Below are 25,912 nucleotides of genomic sequence, written 5' to 3' on the forward strand. Positions count from 1 at the left end.
CGGGCTGTCGCGCTTCCTGGGCCCCGTGACCGTCGGCCACGTGCCGAGACTCGGGCCCCGGCGAGACCGGGGACGGCCGCCGTCCCCCGTGGGACGGCGGCCGTCGCTGTCAGCCTCGTGTCGAGGCCGGTGTTCAGGCTGGGGTCAGGCACCCGCAGGCGCGCTGAGCTCCTCGGCGAGCGCTGTCGGAGGTGGCGGCGTGGCCTCCTCGGCCCCGGCTCCTCCCCCGCCCGCGGTGCGGCGCTTGTTCCACACGTCGAAGGCGACGGCGGCCAGCAGGACGAGGCCCTTGACCGTCTGCTGCCAGTCGATGGAGACGCCCATCAGCGACATGCCGTTGTTGAGCACGCCCATCACGAGACCACCGATGATGGCGCCGACGACGGTGCCGACGCCGCCGGTGACGGCCGCACCGCCGATGAAGGCCGCGGCGATGGCGTCGAGCTCGTAGTTGGTGCCGGCCTTCGGGTTGGCCGCGGTGAGACGGGCGGCGGTGACCAGACCGGCCAGGGCGGCGAGCATGCCCATGTTGGCCATCACGAGGAAGTCGATCCGCTTGGTGCGGACACCCGACATGGTGGCGGCGTCGACGTTGCCGCCGATGGCGTATACGTGGCGACCGGTGATCGTGCGCTGCGTGACGAAGCTGTAGATGCCGATCAGCGCGAAGAGGATCAGGCCGACGATCGGCAGGCCGCGGTAGTCCGCGAGGCGCCAGGCGAAGGCCATGATGACGACGACGAGCGCGACCAGCTTGGCGTAGAAGAGCGGCGCCGGGGTGACGTCGAAGTTGTACTTCACCGCCGAGGCACGCTCACGGAACTCCAGCACCACCAGCAGGAGGCACAGCAGGGCGCCGAGCACGAGGGTGATGTTGGTGTTCGGCAGGAAGCCGTTGCCCATCTTGAGGAAGTTCTCCGGCAGGCTGCCGACGGTGGCGCCGTCGAGCACGACGGTCGTCAGGCCGCGGAAGATCAGCATCGAGGCGAGCGTGACGATGAAGGCCGGGATGCCGACGTAGGCGACCCAGAAGCCGTGCCAGGCGCCGATCGCCAGGCCGATCGCCAGGCAGATGACCACGGCGAGCAACCACGGAACGTCGTGCTTGCTCATCAGGATCGCGCCGACCGCGCCGGTGAAGGCCGCCACGGAGCCGACCGAGAGGTCGATGTGGCGGGCCACGATCACGATCACCATGCCGACGGCCAGGATCAGGATCGAGGCGTTCTGCGTCAGCAGGTTGGTGACGTTGAGCGGACGGAGCAGCACCCCGTCGGTCTGGAACTGGAAGAAGATCACCAGCGCGGCGAGCGCGATGACCATGCCGTACTGACGGGCGTTGCCGCGGAGCAGCGACTTGAGGGTGTTCATCGGGCGACCTCGGAGGCGTCGCGGCCGGTGCCGTGCGAGGCCCGGTCCTTGGTGGTCATGTAGCGCATCAGCGCTTCCTGGCTGGCTTCCTCGCGGGCGAACTCATGGGTGATCCGCCCTTCAGCGAGGGTGTAGATCCGATCGCAGAGACCGAGCAGCTCGGGCAGCTCGGAGGAGATGACGATGACGCCCTTCCCCTCGGCCGCGAGCTGCTGGATCACGACGTAGATCTCGTACTTGGCGCCGACGTCGATACCGCGGGTCGGCTCGTCGAGGATCAGCAGCTGCGGGTCGGTGAACATCCACTTGCTCAGCACGACCTTCTGCTGGTTGCCGCCCGAGAGCTTGTTGACGCCCTCGGTGACGGTCGGCGTCTTGATCCGCATCTTCTTGCGGTACTCCTCGGCGACGGTCATCTCCCGGCCCTCGTCGATCGTGAGGCCCTTGCGGAGCTTGCCGAGTCCGGCCGAGGAGATGGAGGTCTTGATGTCGTCGAGCAGGTTGAGGCCGAGGACCTTGCGGTCCTCGGAGACGTACGCGATGCCGGCCTCGATCGCCGCCGGGACGCTGCGCAGGCTGACCTCCTTGCCGTCGATGACCATCCGGCCCTCGACGCGGCTGCCGTAGTTGCGCCCGAAGATGCTGCGGGCCAGCTCGGTGCGGCCGGCGCCCATCAGGCCGGCGATGCCGACGATCTCACCGTGGCGCACCTTCAGGTTCGCGTCGTCGATGACCGTACGGGAGGTGTCCTGCGGGTGCTTGACCGTCCAACCGGAGACCTCGAAGAGCATCTCGCCGATCTGCGGCGTGCGCTCGGGGAAGCGGTTCTCCAGGGAGCGGCCGACCATGCCGCGGATGATCCGGTCCTCGTCGACCGGGCCGTCCTGGCCGCCGACCGCGAGGGTCTCGACGGTCTGGCCGTCGCGGATGATGGTGATGGCATCGGAGATCTGCTCGATCTCGTTCAGCTTGTGGCTGATCATGATCGAGGTGATGCCCTTGTCCTGCAGGTCCTTGAGCAGACCCAACAGGTGCTGGGAGTCGTCGTCGTTGAGCGCGGCGGTGGGCTCGTCGAGGATGAGCAGCTTCACGTCCTTGGAGAGCGCCTTGGCGATCTCGACGAGCTGCTGCTTGCCGACGCCGAGCTCCTTGACCGGGGTCAGCGGGTTCTCGGCGAGGCCGACCCGCGCGAGCAGCTCGATGGCCTCACGGTTGGAGCGGTCCCAGCTGATGATGCCGCGCGAGGCACGCTCGTTGCCGAGGAAGATGTTCTCGGCGATGGAGAGCTCGGGGATGAGGGCGAGCTCCTGGTGGATGATCACGATTCCCGCGTGCTCGCTGTCGCGGATGGACTTGAACTCCACGACCTTGCCGTCGTACACGATGTCGCCGTCGTAGGTACCGTGCGGGTAGACCCCGCTGAGCACCTTCATGAGGGTCGACTTGCCGGCGCCGTTCTCACCACAGATCGCGTGGATCTCGCCGCGCTGGACGGTGAGGTTGACGTCCTGCAGCGCTTTGACGCCGGGGAACTCCTTGGTGATCCCCTGCATCTGGAGGAGGGGACTGGTCATGCTCTGACTCCCTGGATCGGGGGTGCGCTCGTGGCGCGGGATGGGACAGAGGTACGGCGCGCGGGGTCCGCGCTGTGGCGGTGCGCCCGCGCGCCGTACTTCGTGGTGGCTGGACGCCTAGGACCGGGTCACATGCCCAGGTCGGCGGCGGTGTAGTAGCCCGTGTCGACCAGAGCGGTCTTCACGTTGTCCTTGGTCACCGGCACCGGGGTGAGCAGGTAGGCCGGGACGACCTTCTTGCCGTTGTCGTACGTGGTGGTGTCGTTGACCTGGGGCTTCTTGCCCTCGGCGATCGCCTGCACCATGCCGACGGTCACCTTGGCGAGCTCGCGGGTGTCCTTGAAGATGGTGGAGTACTGCTCGCCGGCGAGGATCGACTTGACCGACTGCGCCTCGGAGTCCTGACCGGTGACGATCGGGAGCTTCTTGCCGGCGCCGCCGTAGCCGTTGGACTTGAGCGCGGCGATGATGCCCAGCGAGAGGCCGTCGTAGGGCGAGAGGACGCCGTCGACCGTGGCGCTGGTGTACGACTTGGTGAGGAGGTCCTCCATCCGCTTCTGCGCGGTGGCCGGGTCCCAACGCAGGGTGGCGGCCTGCTGGAACTTGGTCTGGCCCGACACGATCTTGAGGGTGCCGTCGTCGATCTTCGGCTGGAGCACCTTCATGGCGCCGTTCCAGAAGAAGGTCGCGTTGTTGTCGTCCGGCGAGCCGGCGAAGAGCTCGACGTTGTACGGGCCCTTGCCGCGGGTGGCGAGACCGTCGAGCAGCGACTGGGCCTGCAGCTCGCCGACCTTCTCGTTGTCGAACGTGGCGTAGTAGTCGATGGTGTCGCTGTCGCGGATCAGGCGGTCGTAGGCGATGACCGGGATGTCGCTGGCCTCGGCCGTGTCGAGCACGTCGCCGAGGGCGGTGCCGTCGATCGCGGCGATGACGAGCATCTTCTCGCCCTTGGTGACCATGTTCTCGACCTGGGAGACCTGGGTCGGGATGTCGTCCTCGGCGTACTGGAGGTCGACCTTGTAGCCGGCGTCCTCGAGCTGCTTCTTGATGTTGTTGCCGTCGGCGATCCAGCGCTCCGAGGACTTGGTCGGCATGGCGACACCGATGGTGCCCTTGTCGCCGCCGCCGTCACCGGCGGAGTCGTTGCTGCCGCTGCCGCAGGCAGCCATGCTCAGAGCGAGCGTGGCGCCAGCCACAGTCGCGATCAACTTGCGCACTGAGTTACTCCACTTCGTTGTGCCCTACCCGCGCCGGGCCGGGGTCCTGTCGCGACGCCTGTCGTGTGACGACCGTCGCATCAGGCAGGACGTTAGCGCTAACATTTCCCCGAGTGCTAGGGGTTCAGGTCACGTTCCGGCAACGATCCGTTCAGCTGCGCTTGACGAGACGCAGGATCGTCCAGGAGACCGGGGGGAGCTCGACGGTCGCTCCCGACGCCACCACGGAGGCCGAGGCGTTGGGCCGCGGCAGCACCGATGCGGCGTCGTCCGCGGTCGCCGCCCAGGTGTGGTCGGCGTTGCTCAGGGTGAGCGCCTCGAGCACCTCGAGGTCCCCGAAACCGGCCAGGTCGACGGCCAGCTCGAGCGGCTCGTCCTGCGAGCGGTTGACCGCCAGGACCGTGAGGGAGCCGGTCTCCGCGTCGTGGGTCGCGACCGCGTCGACGAGCGCGGCCTGCCCGTACTTCCTGGTCTCGTACGTCGGCGCCTCGACCACCGCCTGCAACACCTGCCCGGCGGCGTGCTGCGCGGTCAGCGCGAACGGGTGGAAGGTGGTCTGGCGCCACGAGCGACCGCCCGGCTCGGTCATGATCGGTGCGATCACGTTGACCAGCTGCGCCTGGGAGGCGGCGTGGACGCGGTCGGTGTGGCGCAGCAGCGAGATCAGCAGGTTGCCCACCACGACCGCGTCGGCGACGGTGTAGCGGTCCTCCAGCAGGATCGGCGCGACCGGCCAGTGGTCGCCCGTCGGGGGCTGGGACTCGGCACGGTCGATGTACCAGACGTTCCACTCGTCGAACGAGATCGCGATCCGCTTGTCGTGCTTGCCGGCCGCGCGCACCGCGTCGGCGGTGGCCACGACGGCCTCGATCATGTGGTCCATGTCGACCGCGGAGGCGAGGAACGACCCCAGATCGCCGTCCTCCTCGCGGTAGTAGGCGTGTGCGGAGACCAGGTCGACCTGGTCGTACGACTCGGCGAGGACGGTGCTCTCCCAGGTGCCGAAGGTCGCCATCCCCGAGCCCGAGGAGCCGCACGCGACCAGCTCGATGTCCGGGTCGACCAGACGCATCGCGCGCGCGGTCTCGGCCGCCAGCCGGCCGTACTCCTGCGCGGTCTTGTGCCCGATCTGCCAGGGGCCGTCCATCTCGTTGCCGAGGCACCACATCCGGATGCCGTACGGCTCCTGCGCGCCGTTGGCGCGACGCAGGTTGGCGAAGTGGGTGTCGGCGGTGCCGTTGCAGTACTCGAGCAGGTCGAGCGCCTCCTGGACGCCGCGGGTGCCGAGGTTGACGGCCATCATCGGCTCGACGCCGGCCTTGCGGCACCACCGGACGAACTCGTCGACGCCGACCCAGTTCGGCTCGGTGGAGTGCCAGGCCAGGTCCAGCCGGCGCGGCCGCTGCTCGCGCGGGCCCACCCCGTCCTCCCAGCGGTAGCCGCTGACGAAGTTGCCACCCGGGTAGCGCACGGTGCTGACGCCGAGCTCGCGCGCCAGGTCGATGACGTCCTCGCGGAACCCGTCCTCGTCGGCGCTCGGGTGGGCGGGGTCGTGGATGCCCGAGTAGACGCAACGGCCGAGGTGCTCGACGAAGGAGCCGAACGTACGACGACGGACGGGTCCGACGGTGAAGGCGGGGTCGAGATGGAGGGAGGCCCGAAGCATGCGAGGTGTTCTACACCACGCTTTACCCCAGGGCGCGATCCAGGTCGTCGATCAGATCCTCGACGGTCTCGATGCCGACGCTGAGCCGGATCAGGTCGCCAGGGACCTCGAGCTCGGTGCCGGCGACGCTGGCGTGCGTCATCCGCCCGGGGTGCTCGATGAGCGACTCGACGCCGCCGAGGGACTCCCCCAGCGTGAAGACCTCGGTGGCGGCGCAGACGTCGAGCGCCTTCTGCTCGCCGGCGCGCACCCGGAAGCTGATCATGCCGCCGAAGCGCTTCATCTGCTTGCCGGCGACGTGATGGCCGGGGTGGGTCTCGAGGCCCGGGTAGATGACGTCGCCGACGGCCGGGTGGGCGCAGAGGAAGTCGACGATCCGCTCGGCGTTGTCGCAGTGGCGGTCCATCCGTACGGCGAGCGTCTTCAGGCCCCGGTGGGTGAGGTAGGCGTCGAACGGGCCGGCCACGGCGCCCATGGCGTTCTGGTGGAAGCCGATCCGGTCCGCGAGCTCGAGGTCGCGCACGACCAGGGCGCCGCCGACGACGTCGGAGTGACCGCCGACGTACTTGGTGGTGGAGTGGACCACGACGTCCGCGCCCAGGGTGAGGGGCTGCTGGAGGTACGGGCTGGCGAAGGTGTTGTCGACCACGAGCAGCGCACCGGCGTCGTGCGCGATGGTCGCCAGCGCCTCGATGTCGCCGATGTTGAGCAGCGGGTTGGTGGGCGTCTCGACCCAGACGAGGCGGGTCCGGCCAGGCTCGATCGCGGCGGCGACCTTGTCGAGGTCGCTGATCGGCGCCGGGGTGTGCTCGACGCCCCACGGCTTGGCGACCTTGTCGACGAGGCGGAAGGTGCCGCCGTACGCGTCGTCGGGGATGACCAGATGGTCCCCGGGCCTGGTCAGGCTGCGCAGCAGCGTGTCCTCGGCGGCCAGTCCGCTGGCGAACGCGAAGCCGCGCTCCCCCGACTCGACCGCGGCGAGCGCACCCTCGAGGGCGGTACGCGTCGGGTTGGCGCTGCGGCTGTACTCGTAGCCGCCGCGCAGCCCGCCGACGCCGTCCTGCTTGTAGGTCGAGCTGGCGTAGATCGGCGGATTGACCGCGCCGGTGGTCGGGTCCGGCTCGTAGCCGGCGTGGATCGCGCGGGTCTCGAAACCGCCCTTGTTCGCGTGCTCCTGGGTCATGGCATCGAGACTAGGCGACCGGGCGAGGCACTGCGAGCTGGCTCGTAGGTGCCGGGCGAGGGAGCCGGGCGCGCCCTGCGGCCCCGCCCGGCCTGCTGCTCAGACGGTGATGTCCTGGTGCCAGGACTCGGTGACGTAGTCGGTGCGCCAGCCCATCGACGTGTAGAGCCCGTCGGCTCCGGTGGGGCTGTCGGCGTCGACCTCGAGGCCGACGCGATCGCCACCGCGGGCGGCGGTGCCCTCGATGACGCTGTGCAGCAGCGCCTTGGCCACGCCGCGGCCGCGGGCGCTGCGGCTGACGCCGATGTACTCGACGTAGGCGCCCTCGGCACCGCTGGCACCGGCCTTGAGGGCGGAGGCGATCAGCGCGCCGGCGGCCTCGCCATCGACGGTGGCCAGCCGCCAGTGGTCCCACCGGTGGCCCGGCTCCTCGCGCAGCCGGGTCACGAACTCAGGGAAGCTCTCGCGGTAGGAGTTGAAGTGATCGGCGAACGACTCCTCCAGCATCCGGTGGACGGTCCGCAGATCGCTCGCGACCGGGAGCCCGTTGGGATGGATGTCGACAGGTCGCACGACCACGCCCGGGCGTGGCTGCGGCAGCGAGGTCGCCTCCTCCGAGGTGACCGGCCGGGTCATCTGCAGCCAGGTGCGGACCTTGCGGTAGCCGGCGTCGGCCAGCCAGCCGCGCTGCTCGGCGTCCTCGGCGAACGGGCTGGCGTCGAGCTGGGTCTCGTGCTGCCCGCGCATCCGCGCGATCACCCGCGCCCGCTCGCGCATCCAGCCGTAGAGGGTCGCCGCGAGGTCGGCGGCGGCCGGCACGGTGCGGTCGACGTACAGGTGCACCATCGTGCGCCCGGCGGCCCGGTCGTGCACGCTGGCCCACGCGCGGATGGCCTTCTCCTCGTCGACGGCGACGACCTGCTGGCGGGTCCAGGAGGCGAGGCCGACGATCTCGTTCTCGACGCGCTCGGGGTCGACCGGTCCGGGCCCGGCGAACCGGGTGCGGTCGGCGGTGCGCAGGGCGACGAGGCTGTCGAGGTCGGTCGGCTCCGCCGGTCGGAGCGACCAGCCGGCGGGGAGGTCGAGGTGGTTGCCGAGGGTGTCGTTCACCCCTCCACCCTGCCAAACCGACCCGAACCGATGCGACGACGGCCCACCGGGAACTTCTGGGGTGGTGGCGCGGTTGAAGCGGGTGGATCCTGTGTATGGATCTCGAAGGAGGAACCCATGTTCGGACGTACCGCCTCGCTCCAGCCCGCCGAGCGCACCCTGCCGGGTCGCGACTCGCTCGCCTGGGACCTGCCCGAGAAGCACCGCGTGCTCGGCACCCCGCTGCTCGCCTCGCCGGAGGACGGCACGGCACCCGAGGGCTATGAGACGGCGTACTTCGGCCTCGGCTGTTTCTGGGGCGCGGAGGAGATGTTCTGGCAGATCCCGGGCGTCTACACGACGGCCGTCGGCTACCAGGGCGGCACCACGCTCAACCCGACGTACGAGGAGGTCTGCTCGGGGCTGACCAACCACACCGAGGCCGTCCGCGTCGTTTTCGACCCCGCCGTGGTCGGCTACGGCGAGCTGGTGAAGCGGTTCTTCGAGGTGCACGACCCCACGCAGGGCATGCGCCAGGGCAACGACGTCGGCACGCAGTACCGCTCGGCGCTCTACTTCGTCTCGCCCGCGCAGGAGCAGACGGCGCGTGAGCTGACCGCGGTGTACGGCGCGGAGCTCGCCCGCCGTGGCCTGGACGAGATCACGACCGAGATCCGCGAGGCCCCGGTCTTCTACCCGGCCGAGCCCGCGCACCAGCAGTACCTCGACCGGGTGCCGAACGGCTACCGCTGCCACGCCAACACCGGAGTGGCCTTCCCGGCCTGAGGCGACCGAGCGAGCGACAGCGGCCGGGCGAGGGACGAGCCCGAAACGCTGGCCGCGAGCGCGGGAACCAGGCCCGAAGCGCCTGCCCGGGAGTCCACCGAGGTCCCAGCTCGACGCAGCCGCCCCGCGGGCGGCTGCTCGTGGCAGGACTTCGGTGGACCTAGCGGCAGGTCGGGCGAGCGAAGGAAGGGTCGCTGGCGGACGGCCGTGACGCTGCCGCCTCAGTCAGCGCCTCAGTCAGCGATGCTGACGGTGAGGACGTTGCCCTCGCGGGCGAGCTTGGTGATGCGCTGGAGCCACCTCGGGAGCAGCTCGCGGCCTGCCGGCATCGGAACGAGGCGGACGTTGCGGACCTCGTAGCGGCGGCCGCGGTGGATCACCACTCCCCCGTCGGCAGCCAGGAGGTTGCGGACCCAGTCCGACTCCAGGCCGTACCCGACCAGGAAGGCGAAGCCGCCCGAGCGCTCCACGCACAGCACCGGCGTGCGGTAGACGCGGCCGGACTTTCGACCGGTGTGCTCGATGATCGCGTGGCCCGGGATGCGGCCGGCCCAGCGTCGCTGGATCGGGTTGGTGACGCGCCGGTTGAAGGCGGCGAGCGCACGGGGCAGGTGCATGCTTCCTTTCTACTCCGCTCGACCTGACTTCGCGGGCGTTCAGGAGATCGGCTTGCCCAGACCCTCGATGATCTCGACGCCGGGCAGCGAGGCCAGCGCGGAGCCGGGCAGGAGCAGCTTGGAGCGCCGCAGCCCCGACCCGATCACGACCCGCTCCACGGTGAGCAGCCGGGCGTCGACGAGGACGCGCCAGCCCTCGGGCAGACCGACCGGCGTGATGCCGCCGTACTCCATCCCGGACTCCTCGACGGCGCGGTCCATCGGCAGGAACGACGCCTTGCGCACGTCGAGCAGCCGCTTCACCAGGCTGTTGATGTCGGCGCGCGAGTCGGCCGGGACCACACAGGCCGCGATGCGCTCCTCGCCTTTGCGCGCACCGGACACCACGACGCAGTTGCCCGAGCCCTCGGCCGGGAGGCCGTACGCCTCGGTCAGGGCCGCCGTGTCCGCCAGATCGGGGTCGATCTCGATCACCGCGACCGAGGGCGCGTCGGGCCAGGCGGGGAGTGCTCGCGCAGTCGGCCGGGCGACCAGCTCGGGGTGGTCGGTGGCGGGGAGGCTGACGAGGTCGGCGAGGGTCGGCAACGGCATGGCCCCATCCTGCCTCGCCGCAGGCTCAGCCGGAGAGCCCGGTCACCGGGTCGCGGTCGGTCACACACAGGACGGGCCCAGCGGGAGGACGCAGCACCGTCCACTCGTCGTTCTCCCGGACGGTCGTGGCGCCCAGCGCCTGGAGGCGGGCCACCTCTGCGGACCGGTCGTCGGTGGCGACATCGAGGTGGCCCCGCACCGCACCCTCGTCCTGCTCGAGACGCTGCAGCAGCAGCCGCGTCCCGAGCTCCTCGGGCACCCGCAGTCTGGTGAACTCCGGGCCCGCCGTGCGGGTCGGCCAACTGGTGAGCGCGGCCCAGAAGGCGCATTCGGCCTCGTAGGCCGAGGGCCCGATGTCGAGGCAGAGCTGCTCGGCCCGCGAGCGGTGGCCGTCGGGCCAGGTCGTCGGCGGGGAGGGCTCTGCCGCAGGCGCGGTGACCAGGCAGAACGGGTAGCCGCCGGGTGAGAGCAGGCTGACGTGGCCGCCGCTGCTCAGCACCGTCGCTCCACCTGAGACGGCCTGCGCCTCGGCCTGGGCGAGGTCGTCGACGTGCACGTCCAGGTGCGTGCGGGACGGGCCTTCGGCGAGTCGCTGCAGCCGGAGGTGGTCGGCCCCGGCCGACGGCAGGAGGCTCGCGAACTCGTCGTGCTCGCCGCGTGACGCCGAGAGGACGTAACCGGTCGCCGCCTGCCAGAAGGCCGTCGCTGCCGCGTGGTCGTCGACGGCGAGGTCGAGGAAGAAGGTCAGCCGGGTGACGCGCATGTGTCCTGTTCTACCCTGCCGCCATGACCCGCTACGCCGTCACTGTGAAGCCGGGCTCGAAGAAGGGCCCGCTGGTCGAGACCGGCGACGACGGCGCACTGACCGTGTTCGTCCGGGAACGGGCGGTGGACGGTGCCGCGAACGACGGCGTGGTCACGGTGCTCGCGGACCACTTCGGCGTGCCGAGGTCGCGCGTGGAGATCCTGCGCGGCCACACCAGCCGGCACAAGCTGGTCGAGGTCGACGACTGAGCCCGCCGGTGCGGGGTACGGAGCGGTCATGGCCGACACCACGTCCTCACCGGACCCTGCCGAGGTCCACACCCAGCCCGCGACCGAGGGCGAGGACCTGCCCGATCCGGGCGCCCCGGACTCGGTGACCCGCCAGATGGACGATCAGCCCGACCACGGCGAGGAGAGCTACCGCGGGCACGGGCGGCTCACCGACCAGGTCGCGGTGATCACCGGCGGCGACTCCGGCATCGGCCGCGCGGTCGCGCTCGCCTTCGCGCGCGAGGGCGCCGACGTCGTCATCGCCTACCTCGAGGGCGAGGACGAGGACGGCCGCGAGACGGCTCGGCTGGTCGAGGAGGCCGGTCGTCGCGCGGTCCTGTTCCCCACCGATCTCACCCGCGAGGAGAACTGCGCGGCCCTCATCGATCGCGCTGTGGCGGAGTTCGGGCGGATCGACCTGCTGACCAACAACGCCGCGTACCAGATGGTGCAGCCGGGCGGGATCGCCGACATCACGACCGAGCAGTTCGACCGGGTGATGAAGACCAACCTCTACGCCATGTTCTGGCTCTCGAAGATGGCCGTGCCCCACCTGCGGCGCGGCTCGTCGATCATCAACACCTCCTCGGTGCAGGCCTCCTCCCCCTCCCCCGAGCTGCTGGACTACGCCACCACGAAGGCGGGCATCGCCAACTTCACCCGTGGCCTGGCCGCGATGCTCGCCGAGGACGGCATCCGGGTGAATGCCGTCGCACCCGGACCGATCTGGACCCCGCTCATCCCGGCGACGATGCCGGACGAGAAGGTCGCGTCCTTCGGCAAGCAGGTGCCGTTGAAGCGCGCCGGCCAGCCCGCCGAGGTGGCCCCTGCCTTCGTCTACCTCGCCTCGGCCGAGTCGACCTACGTCACCGGGGAGGTGCTCGCCGTCACCGGCGGGCAGCCCGTCACGGTGTGAGCGACGCTCAGGCGTTGCGGCGCCAGATGGCGGCGTTCAGCACGGTCGCGAAGCCGCACCAGGCGGCGTACGGGGCCAGCGCCCACGCGGCGGGGCGCGACAGACGGCCGCTGCGCGACGCGAGCTCCGCGCTGCTCGCCGCCAGCGCGGCCGCGACGCCCACAGCCGGTCCCACGCGGTGCGCCCTGAAGAAGACCCAGCTCCACGAGGCGTTGAGCACGAGGTTGGCCGCCAGCGCACGGCGATAACGCCGCGCATCCTCGGGCTCGGCGCGCTCGAGCGCGGACGTCGCGGCCGCGGCGATGGTGGCGTACAGGCCCGTCCACACGATCGGGAAGGCCGCCGCCGGCGGCTGGAACGCGGGCTTGTCCAGGGCGCGGTACCAGCCGCTCGAGGCGTCCTTGCTGGCGAGGCTGCCGGCGAGGGCGGTGGCTGCGACGGCGCTGCTCACGCCGGCCAGGGTGCGACTGATCATGGCGACCGGTAACCAGGAACGCCGGTCCTCACCAGAGACCGAGGACCTCCCCGCCGATCCGGACGATGAAGCCGCCGACCACGAGCAGGAAGAAGACGCGGACGAAGGCCGCGCCACGGGCCACCGCGAGACGGGCGCCGAGATAGCCGCCCACGACGTTGCACGCACCCATCACCAGCGCGAGGCGCCACAGCACCGCACCCTGCGGGATGAAGACCACCAGCGCGGCCAGATTGGTGGCGACGTTGGCCATCTTGGACTTGGCCGAGGACTCGAGGAACGAATAGCCGAGCAGACCGACCAGGGAGATCACGAAGAACGACCCGGTGCCCGGCCCGAGCGCGCCGTCGTAGAACCCGATCGCCGCCCCGATCACCATCGCGGTGACCAGATGACGCCGCGGCCCGTGCCGCAGCAGCGTCTCACCGCCGAGCGTCGGCCGGAACCACACCCACGCCCCGATCACCACCAGCGCGACCAGCACGATCGGCTTGAAGGCTCCGGCCGAGAGGTGCGTCGCCACCTCCGCTCCGCCGGTGGACCCGAGGAAGGCCAGGGCCATCAGCGGTACGAACGTCCTCGGATCGGGCCCGACGCGCCGGAAGTACGTCACGGCGCTGGTGGTGGTGCCGCAGATGGAGGCCATCTTGTTCGTCGCCAGCACGTGCACGGGCGCGTAGCCCGGCAGCCCCAGCAGCAGGGCCGGCAGCTGGATCAGCCCACCGCCGCCCACCACCGCATCGACGAAGCCGGCCGCCATTGCCGCCATGCCCAACAGCAGCACGGTCGACAGGTCAGGCACGGCCCGAGGCTATCGCCGCCGGCTAGCCGGCCCAGAAGCCCCGTCCCCAACCGCCGAACGACTCCCCGAACGAGCCCGAGCGCGGACTGCGCGAGCCCAGGTACGACCCGACGACGGCTGCACCGAGGTCGTCGAGCTCCGGTGCGACGACCTTCCCGTCGACCCGCTTGGCCATCGACTCGATGAACCGCGCCAGCCCGGGATCCTCGCCCAACCGGAAGAACGTCGTCTGCGCGCCCAGGCGCCCGGCGTTGTCCAGCTCGCGTACGGCGTACGCGATCGTCAGCGGGTGCGGCGGGTAGGAGAACCAGACCTCCCCGTCGGGCTCGAGGTGGGAGGTCGGCTCGCCGTCGGTGACGATCAGGAGCACCGGCTGCGCGTTGGGGTGCTTGCGGAAGTGGCGGTTGGCGAGCAGCAGCGCGTGGTGGAGGTTCGTGCCCTTGGCGTAGCGGGCGTCGAGCCCCATCAGCTCCTCGATCTCCATCACCTGCGCGGCGCGGCCGAAGCCGATCAGCTGCAGGTGATCGCCCCGGAAGCGCGAGCGGATCAGGGTGTGCAGGGCGAGCGCCGTGCGCTTCATCGGCACCCAGCGCCCGTCCATCGCCATCGAGAACGACGTGTCGACCAGCAGCGCGACGCACGCCTGGGTGCGCGCCTCGGTCTCCTGCACCTCGATGTCGTCGAGGATGAGGCGGTCGCCGCCGCGCAGCGCACGGTTGAGCATGGTGCGCGGGATGTCCCAGGGCTCGGTGTCGCCGAAGGACCAGGGCCGGGAGGCGCCGGAGAGGTCGCCGGCGGCGCCGGCCGTACGGAGGTCGCGCTGACCCTGGCGCCCCGACATCCGCTGGGCGACGTCGCGCAGCAGGGCCTTCCCCAGCTGGCGCATCGCCTTCGGCGTGAGCCGCAGGTTGCCGTCGGAGCCACGCTCGAGCTGGCCGGAGTCGCGGAGCGCCTGCTCGAGCTGCTGGAGGGTGCGGGCGTCGACGGCCGCGGCGTCGCCGAGCTGGCGGGCGAGGGCGTCAAGGTCGACGTCGTCGAGACGCGCCCCGCCGTACGACTGCGAGAGCTGGTCGGAGAGCCGGTCGAGCTCGGCGAGATCCTGGAGCACGCCCGTGCCGTCGCCCAGCCCCAGCCCTTCGCCCCCTTCGCCGAACTCCTCCGAGCCGCCCCAGTCCTCGCCCGGACGCAGCGACTGCAGGTTGCCGTCGAGGCGGTCGAGCGCCTCCATCAGGGCGGGTGAGCCGAACGCCTGCGCGGAGAGCTCCATCAGCTCGGCGCGCTGCTCGGGGGTCATCGAGTTGAGCATCCGCTGCGCTGCCGCGGAGCGCTGCGCCAGTGCGTCGAGCAGCTCGTCGATGTTCTCCGGACCTTCGGGGAAGTAGTCGCCGTGCTTGGCCATGAAGTCGGCGAAGTCCTCCGGGGTGTCCTCCCCTCGCCGGTGCTTCTCGAGCAGCTCGTTGAGGTCGCCGAGCATCTCGGCGACCGCCGCCCGGTCCTCCTCGGTGGCGCCCTCGAGGGCCTGCTTCATGCCGGCGAAGCGCTGGTCGAGCAGCTCGCGCCCGAGCAGGTCCTTGATCTCCTCGTACGCCTCGCGGGCCTCGCGCGACCTCCAGTCGTACTGGCCCAGCTCGGAGACGGCGGCGGCCGTGTTCGGCGGCAGGTTGTTGAGCTGCATCTCGCGAAGCATCGCGTCGTCGGAGTCGAGCGTGGTGTCGCGGGCGATCTGGCCGCGCTCGGCCAGGACCGCCTTGTCGAGCAGCTCACGGACCTGCTGCATCGTGCCGTCGAGGTTGTGCCGCTGGAGCAGCTCCTGGCGCTTCTCGGCGACGCGGCGCGCGAGGTCGTCCAGCCCCGCCTGCGACTGCCCTCCGCGGCGCAGGAACTCCTGGAGCGCGCGCTCGGGCGAGTAGCCCGCCATCACGTCCTCGCCGATGGCGTCGAGCGCCTCGGCGATGTCGACCGGCGGGGCGAGCGGGTCGCCGCCGGCGTACCTCTTGTAGCGCATGTTCTCTCCTCAGGCTTCGGCCACGGCCGTGGGCGGGACGACGGAAGGCGCCTCGTACTGCCGCGAGAGCAGTCGATAGGCGCCGCTGCGGAAGGCGATCACGGTCAGCGCGATCGTGCCGATCCCGGCCAGCAGGAAGGCGAGCGCGATGCCGCGGGCCTCACCGTCCCCGAGCAGCCAGCGCCAGGTCGCGCGGCCCTCGTCGGAGCGCAGGTACGGGATCAGTGCGAACTGTGCCAGTGGCGCGACCAGGAAGGAGGTGATGGGTGCCGACCCGGCCTCGAACATCATCGCGAAGCCGAAGACCCGGCCCTGCGTCTCGTACGGGACGACCTTCTGGATCACGGTCTGCTCGGCCGCCTCCACGACGGGCATCAGCAGCATCCACAGCCAGATGCCGAGGATGTAGAGCCACGCCCACTCGCGCAGGGTGAAGACGGCACCGAGGACGCCCGTGACCAGGACGATGCGCAGCATGGTGCGCATCGGATTGGCGCCGAGGCCGGCCTTGGCCACGACGAGACCGCCGATGATGAAGCCGCTGGAGGAGATCGCGAGCACGATCCCCCACGCCTCGACCGAGAAGAGCGTCAGACCGTACGGATCGATCAGCGCCATGTAGACGCCACCGAGCAGGTTGTTGAGTGCGGAGAAGCAGATCAGCGAGAACAGGCCCGGCACCGCGACCACGGCGGCGATGCTGGCGCGCAGCTCGGCGCGCTTCTCGTTCGGGTCGGCGGCCGGCCGCGTCTCCGGCATCCGGATCAGCAGCAGGTCGAGCATGGTCAGGACGGTGAGGGCCAGCGCGATGGCGAGGGTCCAGCCCATCCCGAGCAGCCCGACCGAGAGCCCGGAGAGGACGCTGGTGACGACGAAGCCGATCCCCTGGACGGTGCCGACGAGGCCGTTGGCGTTCGCGTGACGCTCGGGCGGCAGCAGCAGCGTGACGGTGGTGGAGAGCGCGACGCTGCGCATGTTCTCCAGGAGCGACCCACCGAGCAGGACGGCGCTGAAGATCCAGAACCACGGCGCGTGCAGGTCGGCGACGCCCTCCTCGCCGACGGACCAGTAGAGCACGGCGGCCGCCGTGAACGCGACGGTGGTGACCACCGCCGAGATCAGCATCGCCGCATGCTTGCGGTGCCGATCGATGATGGAGCCGAAGACCATGCTGAGGGCGGCGACCAGCAGCATGTAGGTGCCTGAGATGAGGCCGTTCGCGAGTACCGATCCGGTCTGGAGGTAGGCCCAGAAGATCAGCGACCACCACAGGTAGGAGGTGGTCACGTTGGCGATCCCGGTGTTCACCAGGACCCGTACGAACGTCCTCATCGACTCATCCGTAGACGACCTCGCCGTCCTGCTCGTCCTTGCCGATCCGGCGCGCGAGGTAGAGCCCCTCGAGGGCGAGCTCCAGCGCACCGGCGCGCTCGCCGTCGTTGGACGCGTCGAGCCGCTCGCAGACGTCGTCGTAGAGCTCGGACTCTCCCAGGGCCGGCAGACCGGCGAGGAAGTCGCGGGCGGTGACCTGCTCCCCGGTGGTGATCATCTGGCCGTTCTCCAGCGCCGCGACGAGCAGCCCGAAGTCGATGCCGCGCAGGCGCGCGCGGCAGGTCTCCGCCGTGGCCGTGCGGAGCAGGTGGGTCAGGATCTCCTGCTCGCGGCCCTCCTCCCCGGTCTCGAACTCGATCTTGCCGCCGAGCACGTCGACCGCGGTCTGGAGGTCGACGACCCGGGCGACCGGCTCGTGCTCGTCACGCCGGGTGGCGCGGTGCAGCGCGGCGGCGGCGATCGTCTCCGCGCCCGCGATCGCGAACCGCGCGGAGACGCCGGAGCGCTGGTCGACGGCCGAGGAGTCGCGCAGGTTGCGGGTGAAGCGCGCGAGGATCTCGAGCAGGTAGTCGGGGACCTCGGCGACCAGCTCGGACTCCTGCCGGATCACCGCCATCTCGGCCTCGAGCTCGAGCGGGTAGTGGGTGCGGATCTCGGCGCCGAAGCGGTCCTTGAGCGGGGTGATGATTCGCCCGCGGTTGGTGTAGTCCTCCGGGTTCGCCGAGGCGACGACGAGCACGTCCAGAGGCAGGCGCAGGACGTACCCGCGGATCTGGATGTCGCGCTCCTCCATCACGTTGAGCATCGCGACCTGGATCCGCTCGGCGAGGTCGGGCAGCTCGTTGATGGCGACGATGCCGCGGTGCGAGCGCGGGATGAGGCCGAAGTGGATGGTCTCCGGGTCACCCAGGGAGCGACCCTCGGCGACCTTCATCGGGTCGACGTCGCCGATCAGGTCCGCGACCGAGGTGTCGGGGGTGGCGAGCTTCTCGGAGTAGCGCTCGCTGCGGTGCTTCCAGGTGATCGGCAGGTCGTCGCCCAGCTCCGCGGCACGGCGGCGGGAGGCGACGGTGATCGGGTCGAGCGGATCCTCGCCCAGCTCGGAGCCGACGATCACCGGCGACCACTCGTCGAGCAGCCCGACCATCGTGCGCAGCAGCCGGGTCTTGCCCTGGCCGCGCTCGCCGAGCAGAACGATGTCGTGCCCGGCGATCAGCGCCCGCTCGAGCTGCGGGATGACGGTGCTCTCCAGGCCGTGCAGACCCGGCCACGGGTCCTCCCCGGCGCGAAGCTTGGCCAGCAGGTTGTCACGGATCTCGGTGCGCAGCGGCTTGGCGGCGTACCCGGCGGCCTTGAGCTCGCCGACGGTCTTGAGGGTGGGAGCATCACTCACACCAACACGCTACTCAGCGTCACAATGGGTTTGTGTTCGGAGACCCCTGCCCCTGCGGCTCGAGCAAGCCGTACGACGCGTGCTGCGGCCCGCTCCACCGCGGCGCGCGCCAGGCCGCCACCGCGGTCGAGCTGATGCGCAGCCGCTATGCCGCGTACGCCCGGAACGAGACCGACTACGTGCTGCGCACGTGGCATCCGCGCACCCAGCCGCCCGACATCCTGCCCGGCACGTTCACGTGGACGGGCCTGGAGATCCACGGGCACGGCGAGGACTGGGTGGACTTCACCGCCCGGTGGAACGGTCCCGGCGGACCGGACGCGATGCGCGAGCGCAGCCGCTTCGAACAGCGCGCGGGGCGGTGGCTGTACGTCGACGGAGACGTCCACGACGAGGACGACTGACGCGCTTCGGTGTTCGGGCCGCCGATGCGGGTCTAGTCGGCCTGCGTGGTGATGACCCGATCGACCCGGTCCAGGCCGACGTCGCTGTGGGTGATCCAGACGATGCTGCGTTCCCGCGCGTCCAGGATCTCGCCGGCGACCTCGGCTGCGGTGCCGGCGTCGAGGTGAGCCGTCGGCTCATCCAGGACGAGCACGGGCTGGTCGGCCAGGAGGCTGCGTGCGATCGCGATCCGGGCCCGCTCGCCGCCGGAGATCGTGCTGGCGCCGAGGTGGGTGTGGAGGCCGCGGGGAAGGTCGTCGAGCCACCGTCCGAGGTGGGCATGGCGCAGCGCCTGCTCGACCTCCTCGTCGGTGCTCTCGGGGCGGGCGAGCCGGACGTTCTCCACGACGCTCGAGGCGAAGACGTGCGGATCGTCGTCCACCAGCCCGACCCGCTCGCGAACGGCCGCCGCAGCGAGGTCGCGGTAGTCGGCGTCGTCGAGCCCGATCCGGCCGCGATCGGGGTCGAGGAAGCGCAGCAGCAGCGCCGCCAGGGTGCTCTTCCCTGAGCCGGACGGTCCCACCACGGCCACCCGCTCGCCCGGCTCGATGGTCAGGTCGGGCAGGGTCCGCCGCCGGGCGTGCGCGCCCTCGGTGGTGATCGTGCTGCCGTCCGGAGCCGGTCGCGGGGTGGCGGTCTCGGTGATCGCGGGCGGCTCGGCGGCCAGGGCGTCGAGCCGGTCGCTCGCGGCGGCGCCGCGGGCAGCCGCGGCACCGGCGTCGGCCATCGAGGTGGTGGCCTCCGCCAGGGCGATCGGCAGGAGCAGGAGCAGGGCGAGGACCGGTCCGGTGAGGTCGCCGCCGGCCACCTGGGCGCGGAGCAGGAGGGCGAGGGCGGCGACCGCGGCACCCGCGGCCGTGAGGACGAGGGCGCGCGCCCCGCCGAGCCAGGTGGCGGCGGACCGGGTCGCGGCGGCGAGCTCGGCGCCGCGGGCGGCGACGGCGTCGTACGCCCGCTGCTCGGCGCCCCAGGTCCGCAGCTCGTCGGCCGTCTGGGCGGCCTCGACAACGGCGTCGGAGAGGGCCGCGCGGGCGGTGACGGCACGCTCCTCGGCGCGGCTCGCCCCTCGTCGCGCCAGGGCGAAGACCGCCCAGGCGAGGAGGGCATCGGCGAGGATCACGGCGCCCGCGACAGGACGGATCAGCGCCGCGACGAGGACCGCGAGCGTCGCGACCACGACGTAGGCGCGCACGGGCAGCCGCACGCGCAGCTCGGTGTCGAGGACGGCGTCCACGTCGTCCACCACCGACGCGAGCACATCGCCGCGCCTCCCGATGCGGCCCGGCACGAGAGGCACCAGGGCGTCGTAGACCTCGACGCGGCGGTGCGCGAGCAGCCGCAGTGCCCGGTCGTGGGACCAGAGCCGTTCGACGTAGCGGAGAACGGGACGGGCGAGGCCGAACGTGCGGACACCCACCATCGCGACGGTGAGGGTCAGGATCGCGGGCCGCGCGTCGGCGCGGACGATCAGCCACCCGGCCAGGGCGGTCAGCGCGACGCCCGAGGCGGAGGCCAGTCCCCCGAGCAGGGCGGCACCCCAGCCGCCTCTGATCGGTCGCGCTGCTGGGTCGCTATACGGATGAGCACGATCGGCTGCCGCCGCCGTTGTGCTCGTCTTTATAGGCGCCCTATACGGATGAGCACGATCCCCGTCGCCCGCCGCCGTCGTGCTCGTCTTTATAGGCGCTCTATACGGACGAGCACGATCCGCCTCGCCCACCGCCGTCGTGCTCGTCTTTATAGGCGCCCTATACGGACGAGCACGATCGGACGCCGGGGCCGTTGTGCTCATCTGTATAGCGGCCGGTGCGGCGAGTTCGACCACCCGCGAGGCGGCGGCGACCAGCGCGGGGCGGTGCGCGACCACGATGACGGTGCGCGTGCCACCCCACCGGATGACGGTGTCGGCGATGACCTGCTCGGTCTCGCTGTCGAGGTGGGCCGTGGGCTCGTCGAGCAGGACGTACGGACGACCCGACAGCCCGACCCGGGCGAGGGCCAGACGCGCGCGCTCCCCCGCGGACAGGCTCCGGCCGTCCTCGGCCAGGTCGGCCTCGAGGCCACCGAGCAGCCCCCCGACGCGCTCGGCCAGCGCGACGTCCGCGAGCGCCGCCCAGAGCTCCTCGTCGGTGGCGTCGGGCCGCGCGAGGCGGAGGTTGTCACCGATCGAGCTGGCGACGAAGACGGGTCGCTGCGGCAGGTACGCGACCTGCTCGCGCGGTGGGGCCACGACCTCACCCGAGCTCGGGTCCAGCTGCCCCGCGAGGATCCGCAGCAGCGTCGACTTCCCGCAGCCGGACGGCCCCACGACCGCCGTGACGCCCGGGCCGGCCAGGTCGAGCGAGATCGGGGCGAGCGCGGGGACCGTACGACCGGGGTAGGTCAGGGAGACCTCCTCCGCGGCGAACCGCGTCCCGACACGTCCGCTGCTCGATCCCCGCGGATCACCGAGCGCATCCACCGCCTCGAAGGTGGCCACGCCCTCGGCGGCGGCGTGGAACTCCGAGCCGGCACGGCGCAGGGGCCAGTACGCCTCAGGAGCGAGCAGCAGGACGACCAATGCCGTCCGCAGATCCATGTGCCCACCCGCGAGCCGGATGCCGACCGTGACAGCGACCAGCGCGACCGAGATGGTGGCGACCATCTCGAGGATCGCGGCCGAGGCGAAGGCGATCCGCAGCGTGGCCAGGCTGGCTACCCGGTAGCGCTCGGTGACGGCCGCGATCGTCCGCGACTGCGCCTCGGCGCGACGGAACGCGACCAGGGTCGGCAGACCGCGCATCACGTCGAGGAAATGCCCTGAGAGCAGCTCCATCGCCCGCCACTGCGTCGCGGCCCGGTCACGCGTCGCCAGCCCGACCAAGGCCCCGAAGAGCGGGATCAGCGGCAGCGTGCAGACCACGATCAACCCGCTCAGCGGATCCATCACGGCGATCACGATCAGGGTCAGCACCGGCAGCACCCCGGCCAGCACCAGCGCCGGGACGTAACGCGTCAGATACGGCTCCGCGGCCGCCACCCCCCGCGTCGCCAGCACGGAGTTCCGCCCCGGCCCTCCGGCATCGTCGCGTCGACCGTCCGGGGCGAGCAGGGCGCCGAGTACCCGGCGCCGCAGTCCCGCCCCGACCGATCCGGCCGCCCGCGCGGCAGCGACGTCACCAATCCAGCCGAGCAGTCCGCGCAGTGCGAACAGCGCCGCGACGAGCACCGCGCGCCCCACGACCGCGCCGACGGGATCCGTATGGATGATCGCCAGCACCAGCGCCGTGACCGCGAACGCCTGCGCGATCAGGGCCAGACTCCCGAGCACGCCCGTGCAGACGACGGCCAGCAGGGGGCTGCGCGCCGGCCCGAGCTGGGCGCGCAGCCGCGGATCGGTGGGTCTCACCTCAGTGCGCCAGCTCCTCGGCCGGGATGTGCTGGATCGTGAGGCGGCGCCGGAAGATCCAGTACGTCCAGCCCTGGTAGAGCACCACGATCGGGGTGAAGATCGCCGCGATGACCGTCATCACCTGCAAGGTGTAGTGGGTCGCCGAGGCGTTGTGCACGGTCAGCGACACCCCACCCTCGAGCGTCGTGGGCATCACCTCGGGGAAGAGCGCGGCGAAGAGCCCCACCACGGCGAACGCGAGGGTGAGGAACGTGCCGGCGAAGGCCCAGCCCTCTCGACCGCTCGCAGCCGCCGCGAGCCCGCCGAGCAGGCAGGCCGCCGCAGCGATGAAGAACAGCGCCGAGGTCACATCACCGGTGTGGATCTCGGCCCACAGCATGAAGACCACCGCCACCACGGCCGCCACGGTTCCGAGCCGCAGCGACAGTGCGCGGGCGCGGTGGCGGATCTCGCCGTCCGTCTTCAGCGCGATGAACATCGCGCCGTGGGTCAGGAACAGGGTCAGCGTGACCAGGCCGCCGAGGATGCCGACCGGGTTGAGCAGGGTGAAGACCGTGCCCTGGAAGTTCTTGTCCGCATCGATCGGCACGCCGCGAGCGATGTTCGCGAAGGCGACACCCCACAGGAACGCCGGCACGAAGGACCCGACCACGATCGCCATGTCCCAGCGCCGCTGCCACGTCACGTCGCTGCGCTGGTGGCGGAACTCGAACGCGACCCCGCGCACGATCAGCGCCAGCAGGATCAGCAGCAGCGGCAGGTAGAAGCCCGAGAACAGCGTCGCGTACCACTCCGGGAACGCGGCGAACGTCGCCCCGCCGGCGGTGAGGACCCACACCTCGTTGCCGTCCCACAGGGGACCGATGGTGTTGATCATCAGGCGTCGCTCGCGGTCCCCGCGGGCCAGGAACGGCAGCAGCATCCCGACCCCGAAGTCGAATCCCTCGAGGACGAAGTAGCCGGTCCACAGGACCATGATCAGGCAGAACCAGACGGTCGTCAGCTCCATGTCACTCTCCTCAGTACGCGAAGGTCAGGGGCTGGTCGTCATCGCTCTTGATGTCCTTCCAGGTCAGGTCCGGCGGTTCCACGTACGCGTCGGCCCCCTTCCGGATGAACCTCAGCAGCAGGCCGACCTCGATCACGGCGAGCACCGCGTACAGCAGGGCCAGGGCGGTGATCGAGATCCAGGCCTCGGTGGTCGAGACGTTCGGCGAGGCCGCGTCGGCGGTCTGCATCAGACCGAACACCACCCACGGCTGGCGGCCCATCTCGGTGAACACCCAGCCCACGCCGTTGCCCAGCAGAGCCCACAACGGCGCCAGCACGACGATCCAGTTGTACCAAGGCCAGGTGGGCGTACGCCGCTTGCGCGTCATCCAGGCGAGCAGCACGGCGCCGGCCACCCCGGCGACGCCGAGCCCCATCATCCAGCGGAAGGACCAGTACGTGACGGGGATGATCGGCTTGTAGTTGCCGGGCCCGAACTGCTGCTCGTACTGAGCCTGCAGGTCGTTGATGCCCTGCACCTTGGCCTGGGGGTCGCCGGTGGCCAGGAACGACAGCACGCACGGCACCTCCAGCGACCAGCGCTTCGCCGAGCCGTCCGGCGTGCCGATGGTGAAGATCGAGAAGGGGGCGCACGAGTCCGAGGTGTCCCACAGGGCCTCGGCGGCGGCCATCTTCATCGGCTGCACGTCGGTCATGATCTTGCCCTGCACGTCACCGCTGATCGCGACGCCGAGGAAGCCGACGACCGCGATCACCGCACCCAGCCGGATGCCGCGCGCGTACATGTCCCGGTCCCGACCGTTGACGGTGACGCTCTCGGCCTCTCGCAGGCTCGCGGCCTCCGTGGCGCGCTTGCCGTACAGGAACCCGCACACCGCGACCAGGAACACCGCCGCGGTCATGTACGAGGCCGCGATCACGTGGGGGAACGTGCCCAGCTGCACCTTGTTGAACATCACCGCCCAGAAGTCGGTCAGCTCCGCGCGTCCGCGCTCCTCGTTGAAGCGGTAGCCGACCGGGTGCTGCATCCACGAGTTGGCCGCCAGGATGAACCACGACGAGGCCAGCGTCCCGATGTGGACCAGCCAGATGAAGGTCACGTGGATCTTGCGGGGCACCCGGTCCCAGCCGAAGATCCACAGCCCGATGAACGTCGACTCGAGGAAGAACGCCAGCAGCGCCTCGACCGCCAGCGGCGCCCCGAAGATGTCACCCACGAAGCGGGAGTACGTGGACCAGTTCATCCCGAACTGGAACTCCTGCACGATGCCGGTCACGACACCCATGGCGATGTTGATCAGGAAGAGCTTCCCGATGAACTTCGTCAGGCGCAGCCAGTCGTCGTTCTTGGTCTTGAGCCAGATCGTCTGCATCAGCGCCACGATCGCCGACAAGCCGATCGTCAGCGGGACGAAGAGGAAGTGGTAGACGGTGATGATGCCGAACTGCCACCGGGCGATGTCGGTGATCTCAAGGGCGTTCATACGAGCCTCCGGGAGCGGTGCGCGCTGGTTTCAGCTGCCGCACAGGACGCTACCCCTCGGGATTGGGCGCTCGACCTGATCCGGGACCCTGAGGGCCCAAAGACCCTTAGTGGGCTACGCCACTGAGATGTCCCAGGAGGTCACCGCGGGTGAGCACGCCGACGGGCTTGCCGTCCTCATGCACCAGGACGGCGTCCGAGGTGCCGAGCAGGCCGACCGCGGCCGTGGCGTCCTCGGTGGCGCCGATCGTGGGCAGCGGAGCCGACATGTGCTGCTCCACCGGGTCGGTCAGGTGGGCCTCGCCGGCGAACAGGGCGTCCAGCAGGGTCCGCTCGGAGACCGACCCGGCCACCTCGGCGGCGACGATCGGCGGCTCCGCACGGACGACCGGCATCTGGCTGACGCCGTACTCGCGCAGGATGTGGATCGCCTCGGCGACCGTCTCGCTCGGGTGGGTGTGCACCAGCGCCGGGAGCGCGCCGGACTTGCCGCGCAGCACGTCGCCGACGCTCTGGGTCGGCTGCTCGGAGCCGGTCGGGAAGCCGTACTGCGCCAGCCAGGCGTCGTTGAACACCTTGGTGAGGTAGCCGCGCCCGGAGTCGGGCAGGAGCACCACGATCACCGCGTCGGTACGGCCCTCGGCAGCCAGCTCGGCCGCGAGCTGGCGGGCGGCGTAGGCCGCCATGCCCGAGGACCCCCCGACGAGCAGGGCCTCCTCCCGGGCGAGCCGGCGGGTGAAGGCGAAGGAGTCGGCGTCGGAGACCTCGATGATCCGGTCGGCGATCGAGCGGTCGTACGTCTCGGGCCAGAAGTCCTCGCCGACGCCCTCGACGAGGTAGGGGCGGCCCGTACCTCCGCTGTAGACCGACCCGGCCGGGTCGGCGCCGATGACCTGGATGTCGGGGTTGCGCTCCTTGAGGTAGCGCCCGATGCCGGAGATGGTGCCGCCGGTGCCGACGCCCGCGACGAAGTGGGTGATGCGGCCCTCGGTCTGCTGCCAGATCTCGGGGCCGGTCGTCTCGTAGTGCGAGCGCGGGTTGTGCGGGTTGGAGTACTGGTCCGGCTTCCAGGCGCCCGGCTGGGCGGCGAGCCGGTCACTCACGTTGTAGTAGGAGTCGGGGTGCTCGGGCGCGACGGCGGTCGGGCACACCACGACCTCGGCGCCGTAGGCCTTGAGCACGTTGCGCTTGTCCTCCGACACCTTGTCGGGGCAGACGAAGACGCACTTGTAGCCCTTCTCCTGCGCGACCATCGCGAGCCCGACGCCGGTGTTGCCGCTCGTCGGCTCGACGATCGTGCCACCGGGCTGCAGCGCCCCCGAGGCCTCCGCGGCCTCGATCATCCGGGTGGCGATCCGGTCCTTCACCGAGCCGCCAGGGTTGAGGTACTCCACCTTCGCCAGCACCACCGGCCCCTCGGCGGAGCCGGCATCCAGGGTGCGGCGCAAGCGCACGAGCGGGGTGTCACCGATCAGGTCCAGGACCGAGTCCACGTACTCCATGTCCGCCACCGTACTGGGGTTTCGTAGGG

22 protein-coding genes are annotated in these 25,912 nt (G+C 70.9%); 4 read left to right on the forward strand and 18 right to left on the reverse strand.

Features of this window, described 5'->3' with window-relative positions:
* Positions 1 to 144: 144 nt before the first annotated feature.
* From mmsB to KSO98_RS18850, 6 genes are all read right to left on the reverse strand, one after another.
* Entirely contained in the window at positions 145 to 1,371 is a 1,227-nt protein-coding gene (gene mmsB / locus KSO98_RS08855; RefSeq protein ID WP_225284961.1) for a multiple monosaccharide ABC transporter permease, read from the reverse strand.
* Positions 1,368 to 2,945, reverse strand: a complete 1,578-nt coding sequence (gene mmsA / locus KSO98_RS08860; RefSeq protein ID WP_225284963.1) for a multiple monosaccharide ABC transporter ATP-binding protein — start codon at positions 2,943 to 2,945, stop codon at positions 1,368 to 1,370. Before mmsA ends, mmsB begins: the two co-directional genes overlap by 4 nt.
* Before the next feature lie 128 nt (positions 2,946 to 3,073).
* On the reverse strand, positions 3,074 to 4,114 hold the full coding sequence (gene chvE, locus KSO98_RS08865) for a multiple monosaccharide ABC transporter substrate-binding protein (RefSeq protein ID WP_225284965.1): 1,041 nt from the start codon (positions 4,112 to 4,114) through the stop codon (positions 3,074 to 3,076).
* 199 nt (positions 4,115 to 4,313) lie between these two features.
* Positions 4,314 to 5,828, reverse strand: coding sequence for an arabinosylfuranosidase ArfA (gene arfA / locus KSO98_RS08870; protein WP_225284967.1), 1,515 nt, complete (start codon positions 5,826 to 5,828; stop codon positions 4,314 to 4,316).
* 22 nt (positions 5,829 to 5,850) lie between these two features.
* Positions 5,851 to 7,011, reverse strand: coding sequence for a cystathionine gamma-synthase (locus KSO98_RS08875; RefSeq protein ID WP_225284969.1), 1,161 nt, complete (start codon positions 7,009 to 7,011; stop codon positions 5,851 to 5,853).
* Positions 7,012 to 7,110: 99 nt separating this feature from the next.
* A complete protein-coding gene (locus KSO98_RS18850; protein ID WP_225284971.1) occupies positions 7,111 to 8,121 on the reverse strand; it encodes a GNAT family N-acetyltransferase in 1,011 nt (336 codons plus the stop codon).
* Between the two features lie 117 nt (positions 8,122 to 8,238).
* Here KSO98_RS18850 and msrA point away from each other — a divergent pair, with 117 nt between their 5' ends.
* A complete protein-coding gene (gene msrA / locus KSO98_RS08885; protein ID WP_225284972.1) occupies positions 8,239 to 8,886 on the forward strand; it encodes a peptide-methionine (S)-S-oxide reductase MsrA in 648 nt (215 codons plus the stop codon).
* Between the two features lie 233 nt (positions 8,887 to 9,119).
* Here the strand turns inward: msrA and KSO98_RS08890 are convergent, their stop codons facing one another.
* Genes KSO98_RS08890 through KSO98_RS08900 form a run of 3 tightly spaced genes read right to left on the reverse strand, consistent with a single transcriptional unit; the run spans position 9,120 to position 10,857 of the window.
* A complete protein-coding gene (locus KSO98_RS08890) occupies positions 9,120 to 9,503 on the reverse strand; it encodes a nitroreductase family deazaflavin-dependent oxidoreductase (RefSeq protein WP_225284973.1) in 384 nt (127 codons plus the stop codon).
* Between the two features lie 39 nt (positions 9,504 to 9,542).
* A complete protein-coding gene (locus KSO98_RS08895; RefSeq protein ID WP_225284975.1) occupies positions 9,543 to 10,094 on the reverse strand; it encodes a YbaK/EbsC family protein in 552 nt (183 codons plus the stop codon).
* A 25-nt stretch (positions 10,095 to 10,119) separates the two neighbouring features.
* Entirely contained in the window at positions 10,120 to 10,857 is a 738-nt protein-coding gene (locus KSO98_RS08900) for a VOC family protein (protein WP_225284976.1), read from the reverse strand.
* A 23-nt stretch (positions 10,858 to 10,880) separates the two neighbouring features.
* Here KSO98_RS08900 and KSO98_RS08905 point away from each other — a divergent pair, with 23 nt between their 5' ends.
* The gene (locus KSO98_RS08905) at positions 10,881 to 11,108 is read left to right on the forward strand and encodes a DUF167 domain-containing protein (RefSeq protein ID WP_225284977.1); all 228 of its coding nucleotides are present in this window, start codon (positions 10,881 to 10,883) and stop codon (positions 11,106 to 11,108) included.
* Positions 11,109 to 11,136: 28 nt separating this feature from the next.
* Entirely contained in the window at positions 11,137 to 12,045 is a 909-nt protein-coding gene (locus KSO98_RS08910; protein WP_225284980.1) for a glucose 1-dehydrogenase, read from the forward strand.
* A gap of 7 nt (positions 12,046 to 12,052) precedes the next feature.
* Here the strand turns inward: KSO98_RS08910 and KSO98_RS08915 are convergent, their stop codons facing one another.
* From KSO98_RS08915 to KSO98_RS08935, 5 genes are read right to left on the reverse strand one after another with little or no spacing between them, the layout of a single operon-like run.
* Positions 12,053 to 12,496 (reverse strand): TspO/MBR family protein, encoded by a 444-nt coding sequence (locus KSO98_RS08915; RefSeq protein ID WP_225284982.1) that lies wholly within the window; start codon positions 12,494 to 12,496, stop codon positions 12,053 to 12,055.
* A 52-nt stretch (positions 12,497 to 12,548) separates the two neighbouring features.
* Complete coding sequence (locus KSO98_RS08920; protein ID WP_225284988.1) at positions 12,549 to 13,322, reverse strand: sulfite exporter TauE/SafE family protein; 774 nt, start codon at positions 13,320 to 13,322, stop codon at positions 12,549 to 12,551.
* Between the two features lie 22 nt (positions 13,323 to 13,344).
* The gene (locus tag KSO98_RS08925; protein WP_225284990.1) at positions 13,345 to 15,327 is read right to left on the reverse strand and encodes a vWA domain-containing protein; all 1,983 of its coding nucleotides are present in this window, start codon (positions 15,325 to 15,327) and stop codon (positions 13,345 to 13,347) included.
* A gap of 9 nt (positions 15,328 to 15,336) precedes the next feature.
* Complete coding sequence (locus KSO98_RS08930; RefSeq protein ID WP_225284994.1) at positions 15,337 to 16,659, reverse strand: MFS transporter; 1,323 nt, start codon at positions 16,657 to 16,659, stop codon at positions 15,337 to 15,339.
* A 4-nt stretch (positions 16,660 to 16,663) separates the two neighbouring features.
* Entirely contained in the window at positions 16,664 to 18,052 is a 1,389-nt protein-coding gene (locus KSO98_RS08935) for a MoxR family ATPase (protein ID WP_225284996.1), read from the reverse strand.
* Between the two features lie 32 nt (positions 18,053 to 18,084).
* Between KSO98_RS08935 and KSO98_RS08940 the strand changes: the two genes are divergently transcribed.
* Positions 18,085 to 18,456 (forward strand): YchJ family protein, encoded by a 372-nt coding sequence (locus tag KSO98_RS08940; RefSeq protein WP_225284997.1) that lies wholly within the window; start codon positions 18,085 to 18,087, stop codon positions 18,454 to 18,456.
* Between the two features lie 32 nt (positions 18,457 to 18,488).
* On the opposite strand, the gene cydD is transcribed toward KSO98_RS08940, so the two are convergent.
* The 4 genes from cydD to KSO98_RS08960 all read right to left on the reverse strand — a co-directional run bounded on the left by cydD (position 18,489) and on the right by KSO98_RS08960 (position 25,883).
* Complete coding sequence (cydD, locus tag KSO98_RS08945) at positions 18,489 to 21,884, reverse strand: thiol reductant ABC exporter subunit CydD (protein ID WP_225284999.1); 3,396 nt, start codon at positions 21,882 to 21,884, stop codon at positions 18,489 to 18,491.
* Between the two features lies 1 nt (position 21,885).
* Positions 21,886 to 22,896 (reverse strand): cytochrome d ubiquinol oxidase subunit II, encoded by a 1,011-nt coding sequence (gene cydB, locus KSO98_RS08950; protein ID WP_225285000.1) that lies wholly within the window; start codon positions 22,894 to 22,896, stop codon positions 21,886 to 21,888.
* 10 nt (positions 22,897 to 22,906) lie between these two features.
* A complete protein-coding gene (locus KSO98_RS08955; RefSeq protein WP_225285001.1) occupies positions 22,907 to 24,382 on the reverse strand; it encodes a cytochrome ubiquinol oxidase subunit I in 1,476 nt (491 codons plus the stop codon).
* 106 nt (positions 24,383 to 24,488) lie between these two features.
* Positions 24,489 to 25,883 (reverse strand): cystathionine beta-synthase, encoded by a 1,395-nt coding sequence (locus KSO98_RS08960; RefSeq protein WP_225285002.1) that lies wholly within the window; start codon positions 25,881 to 25,883, stop codon positions 24,489 to 24,491.
* Between the last annotated feature and the right edge of the window lie 29 nt (positions 25,884 to 25,912).

Origin of the sequence: Nocardioides nematodiphilus, assembly GCF_020216525.1 — a bacterium.
Taxonomy (GTDB): Bacteria; Actinomycetota; Actinomycetes; order Propionibacteriales; family Nocardioidaceae; genus Nocardioides; species Nocardioides nematodiphilus.

What these genes read in the sequence shown, in the direction of transcription:
- KSO98_RS08890 (WP_225284973.1), bottom strand. Translation starts at nt 9,503, where the DNA reads ATGCACCTGCCCCGTGCGCTCGCCGCCTTCAACCGGCGCGTCACCAAC.
- KSO98_RS08900 (WP_225284976.1), bottom strand. Translation starts at nt 10,857, where the DNA reads ATGCGCGTCACCCGGCTGACCTTCTTCCTCGACCTCGCCGTCGACGAC.
- msrA (WP_225284972.1), top strand. Translation starts at nt 8,239, where the DNA reads ATGTTCGGACGTACCGCCTCGCTCCAGCCCGCCGAGCGCACCCTGCCG.
- cydB (WP_225285000.1), bottom strand. Translation starts at nt 22,896, where the DNA reads ATGGAGCTGACGACCGTCTGGTTCTGCCTGATCATGGTCCTGTGGACC.
- KSO98_RS08930 (WP_225284994.1), bottom strand. Translation starts at nt 16,659, where the DNA reads ATGAGGACGTTCGTACGGGTCCTGGTGAACACCGGGATCGCCAACGTG.
- KSO98_RS08910 (WP_225284980.1), top strand. Translation starts at nt 11,137, where the DNA reads ATGGCCGACACCACGTCCTCACCGGACCCTGCCGAGGTCCACACCCAG.
- mmsA (WP_225284963.1), bottom strand. Translation starts at nt 2,945, where the DNA reads ATGACCAGTCCCCTCCTCCAGATGCAGGGGATCACCAAGGAGTTCCCC.
- KSO98_RS08905 (WP_225284977.1), top strand. Translation starts at nt 10,881, where the DNA reads ATGACCCGCTACGCCGTCACTGTGAAGCCGGGCTCGAAGAAGGGCCCG.
- KSO98_RS08895 (WP_225284975.1), bottom strand. Translation starts at nt 10,094, where the DNA reads ATGCCGTTGCCGACCCTCGCCGACCTCGTCAGCCTCCCCGCCACCGAC.
- KSO98_RS08875 (WP_225284969.1), bottom strand. Translation starts at nt 7,011, where the DNA reads ATGACCCAGGAGCACGCGAACAAGGGCGGTTTCGAGACCCGCGCGATC.
- mmsB (WP_225284961.1), bottom strand. Translation starts at nt 1,371, where the DNA reads ATGAACACCCTCAAGTCGCTGCTCCGCGGCAACGCCCGTCAGTACGGC.
- arfA (WP_225284967.1), bottom strand. Translation starts at nt 5,828, where the DNA reads ATGCTTCGGGCCTCCCTCCATCTCGACCCCGCCTTCACCGTCGGACCC.
- chvE (WP_225284965.1), bottom strand. Translation starts at nt 4,114, where the DNA reads ATGGCTGCCTGCGGCAGCGGCAGCAACGACTCCGCCGGTGACGGCGGC.
- KSO98_RS08960 (WP_225285002.1), bottom strand. Translation starts at nt 25,883, where the DNA reads ATGGAGTACGTGGACTCGGTCCTGGACCTGATCGGTGACACCCCGCTC.
- KSO98_RS08925 (WP_225284990.1), bottom strand. Translation starts at nt 15,327, where the DNA reads ATGCGCTACAAGAGGTACGCCGGCGGCGACCCGCTCGCCCCGCCGGTC.
- KSO98_RS08955 (WP_225285001.1), bottom strand. Translation starts at nt 24,382, where the DNA reads ATGAACGCCCTTGAGATCACCGACATCGCCCGGTGGCAGTTCGGCATC.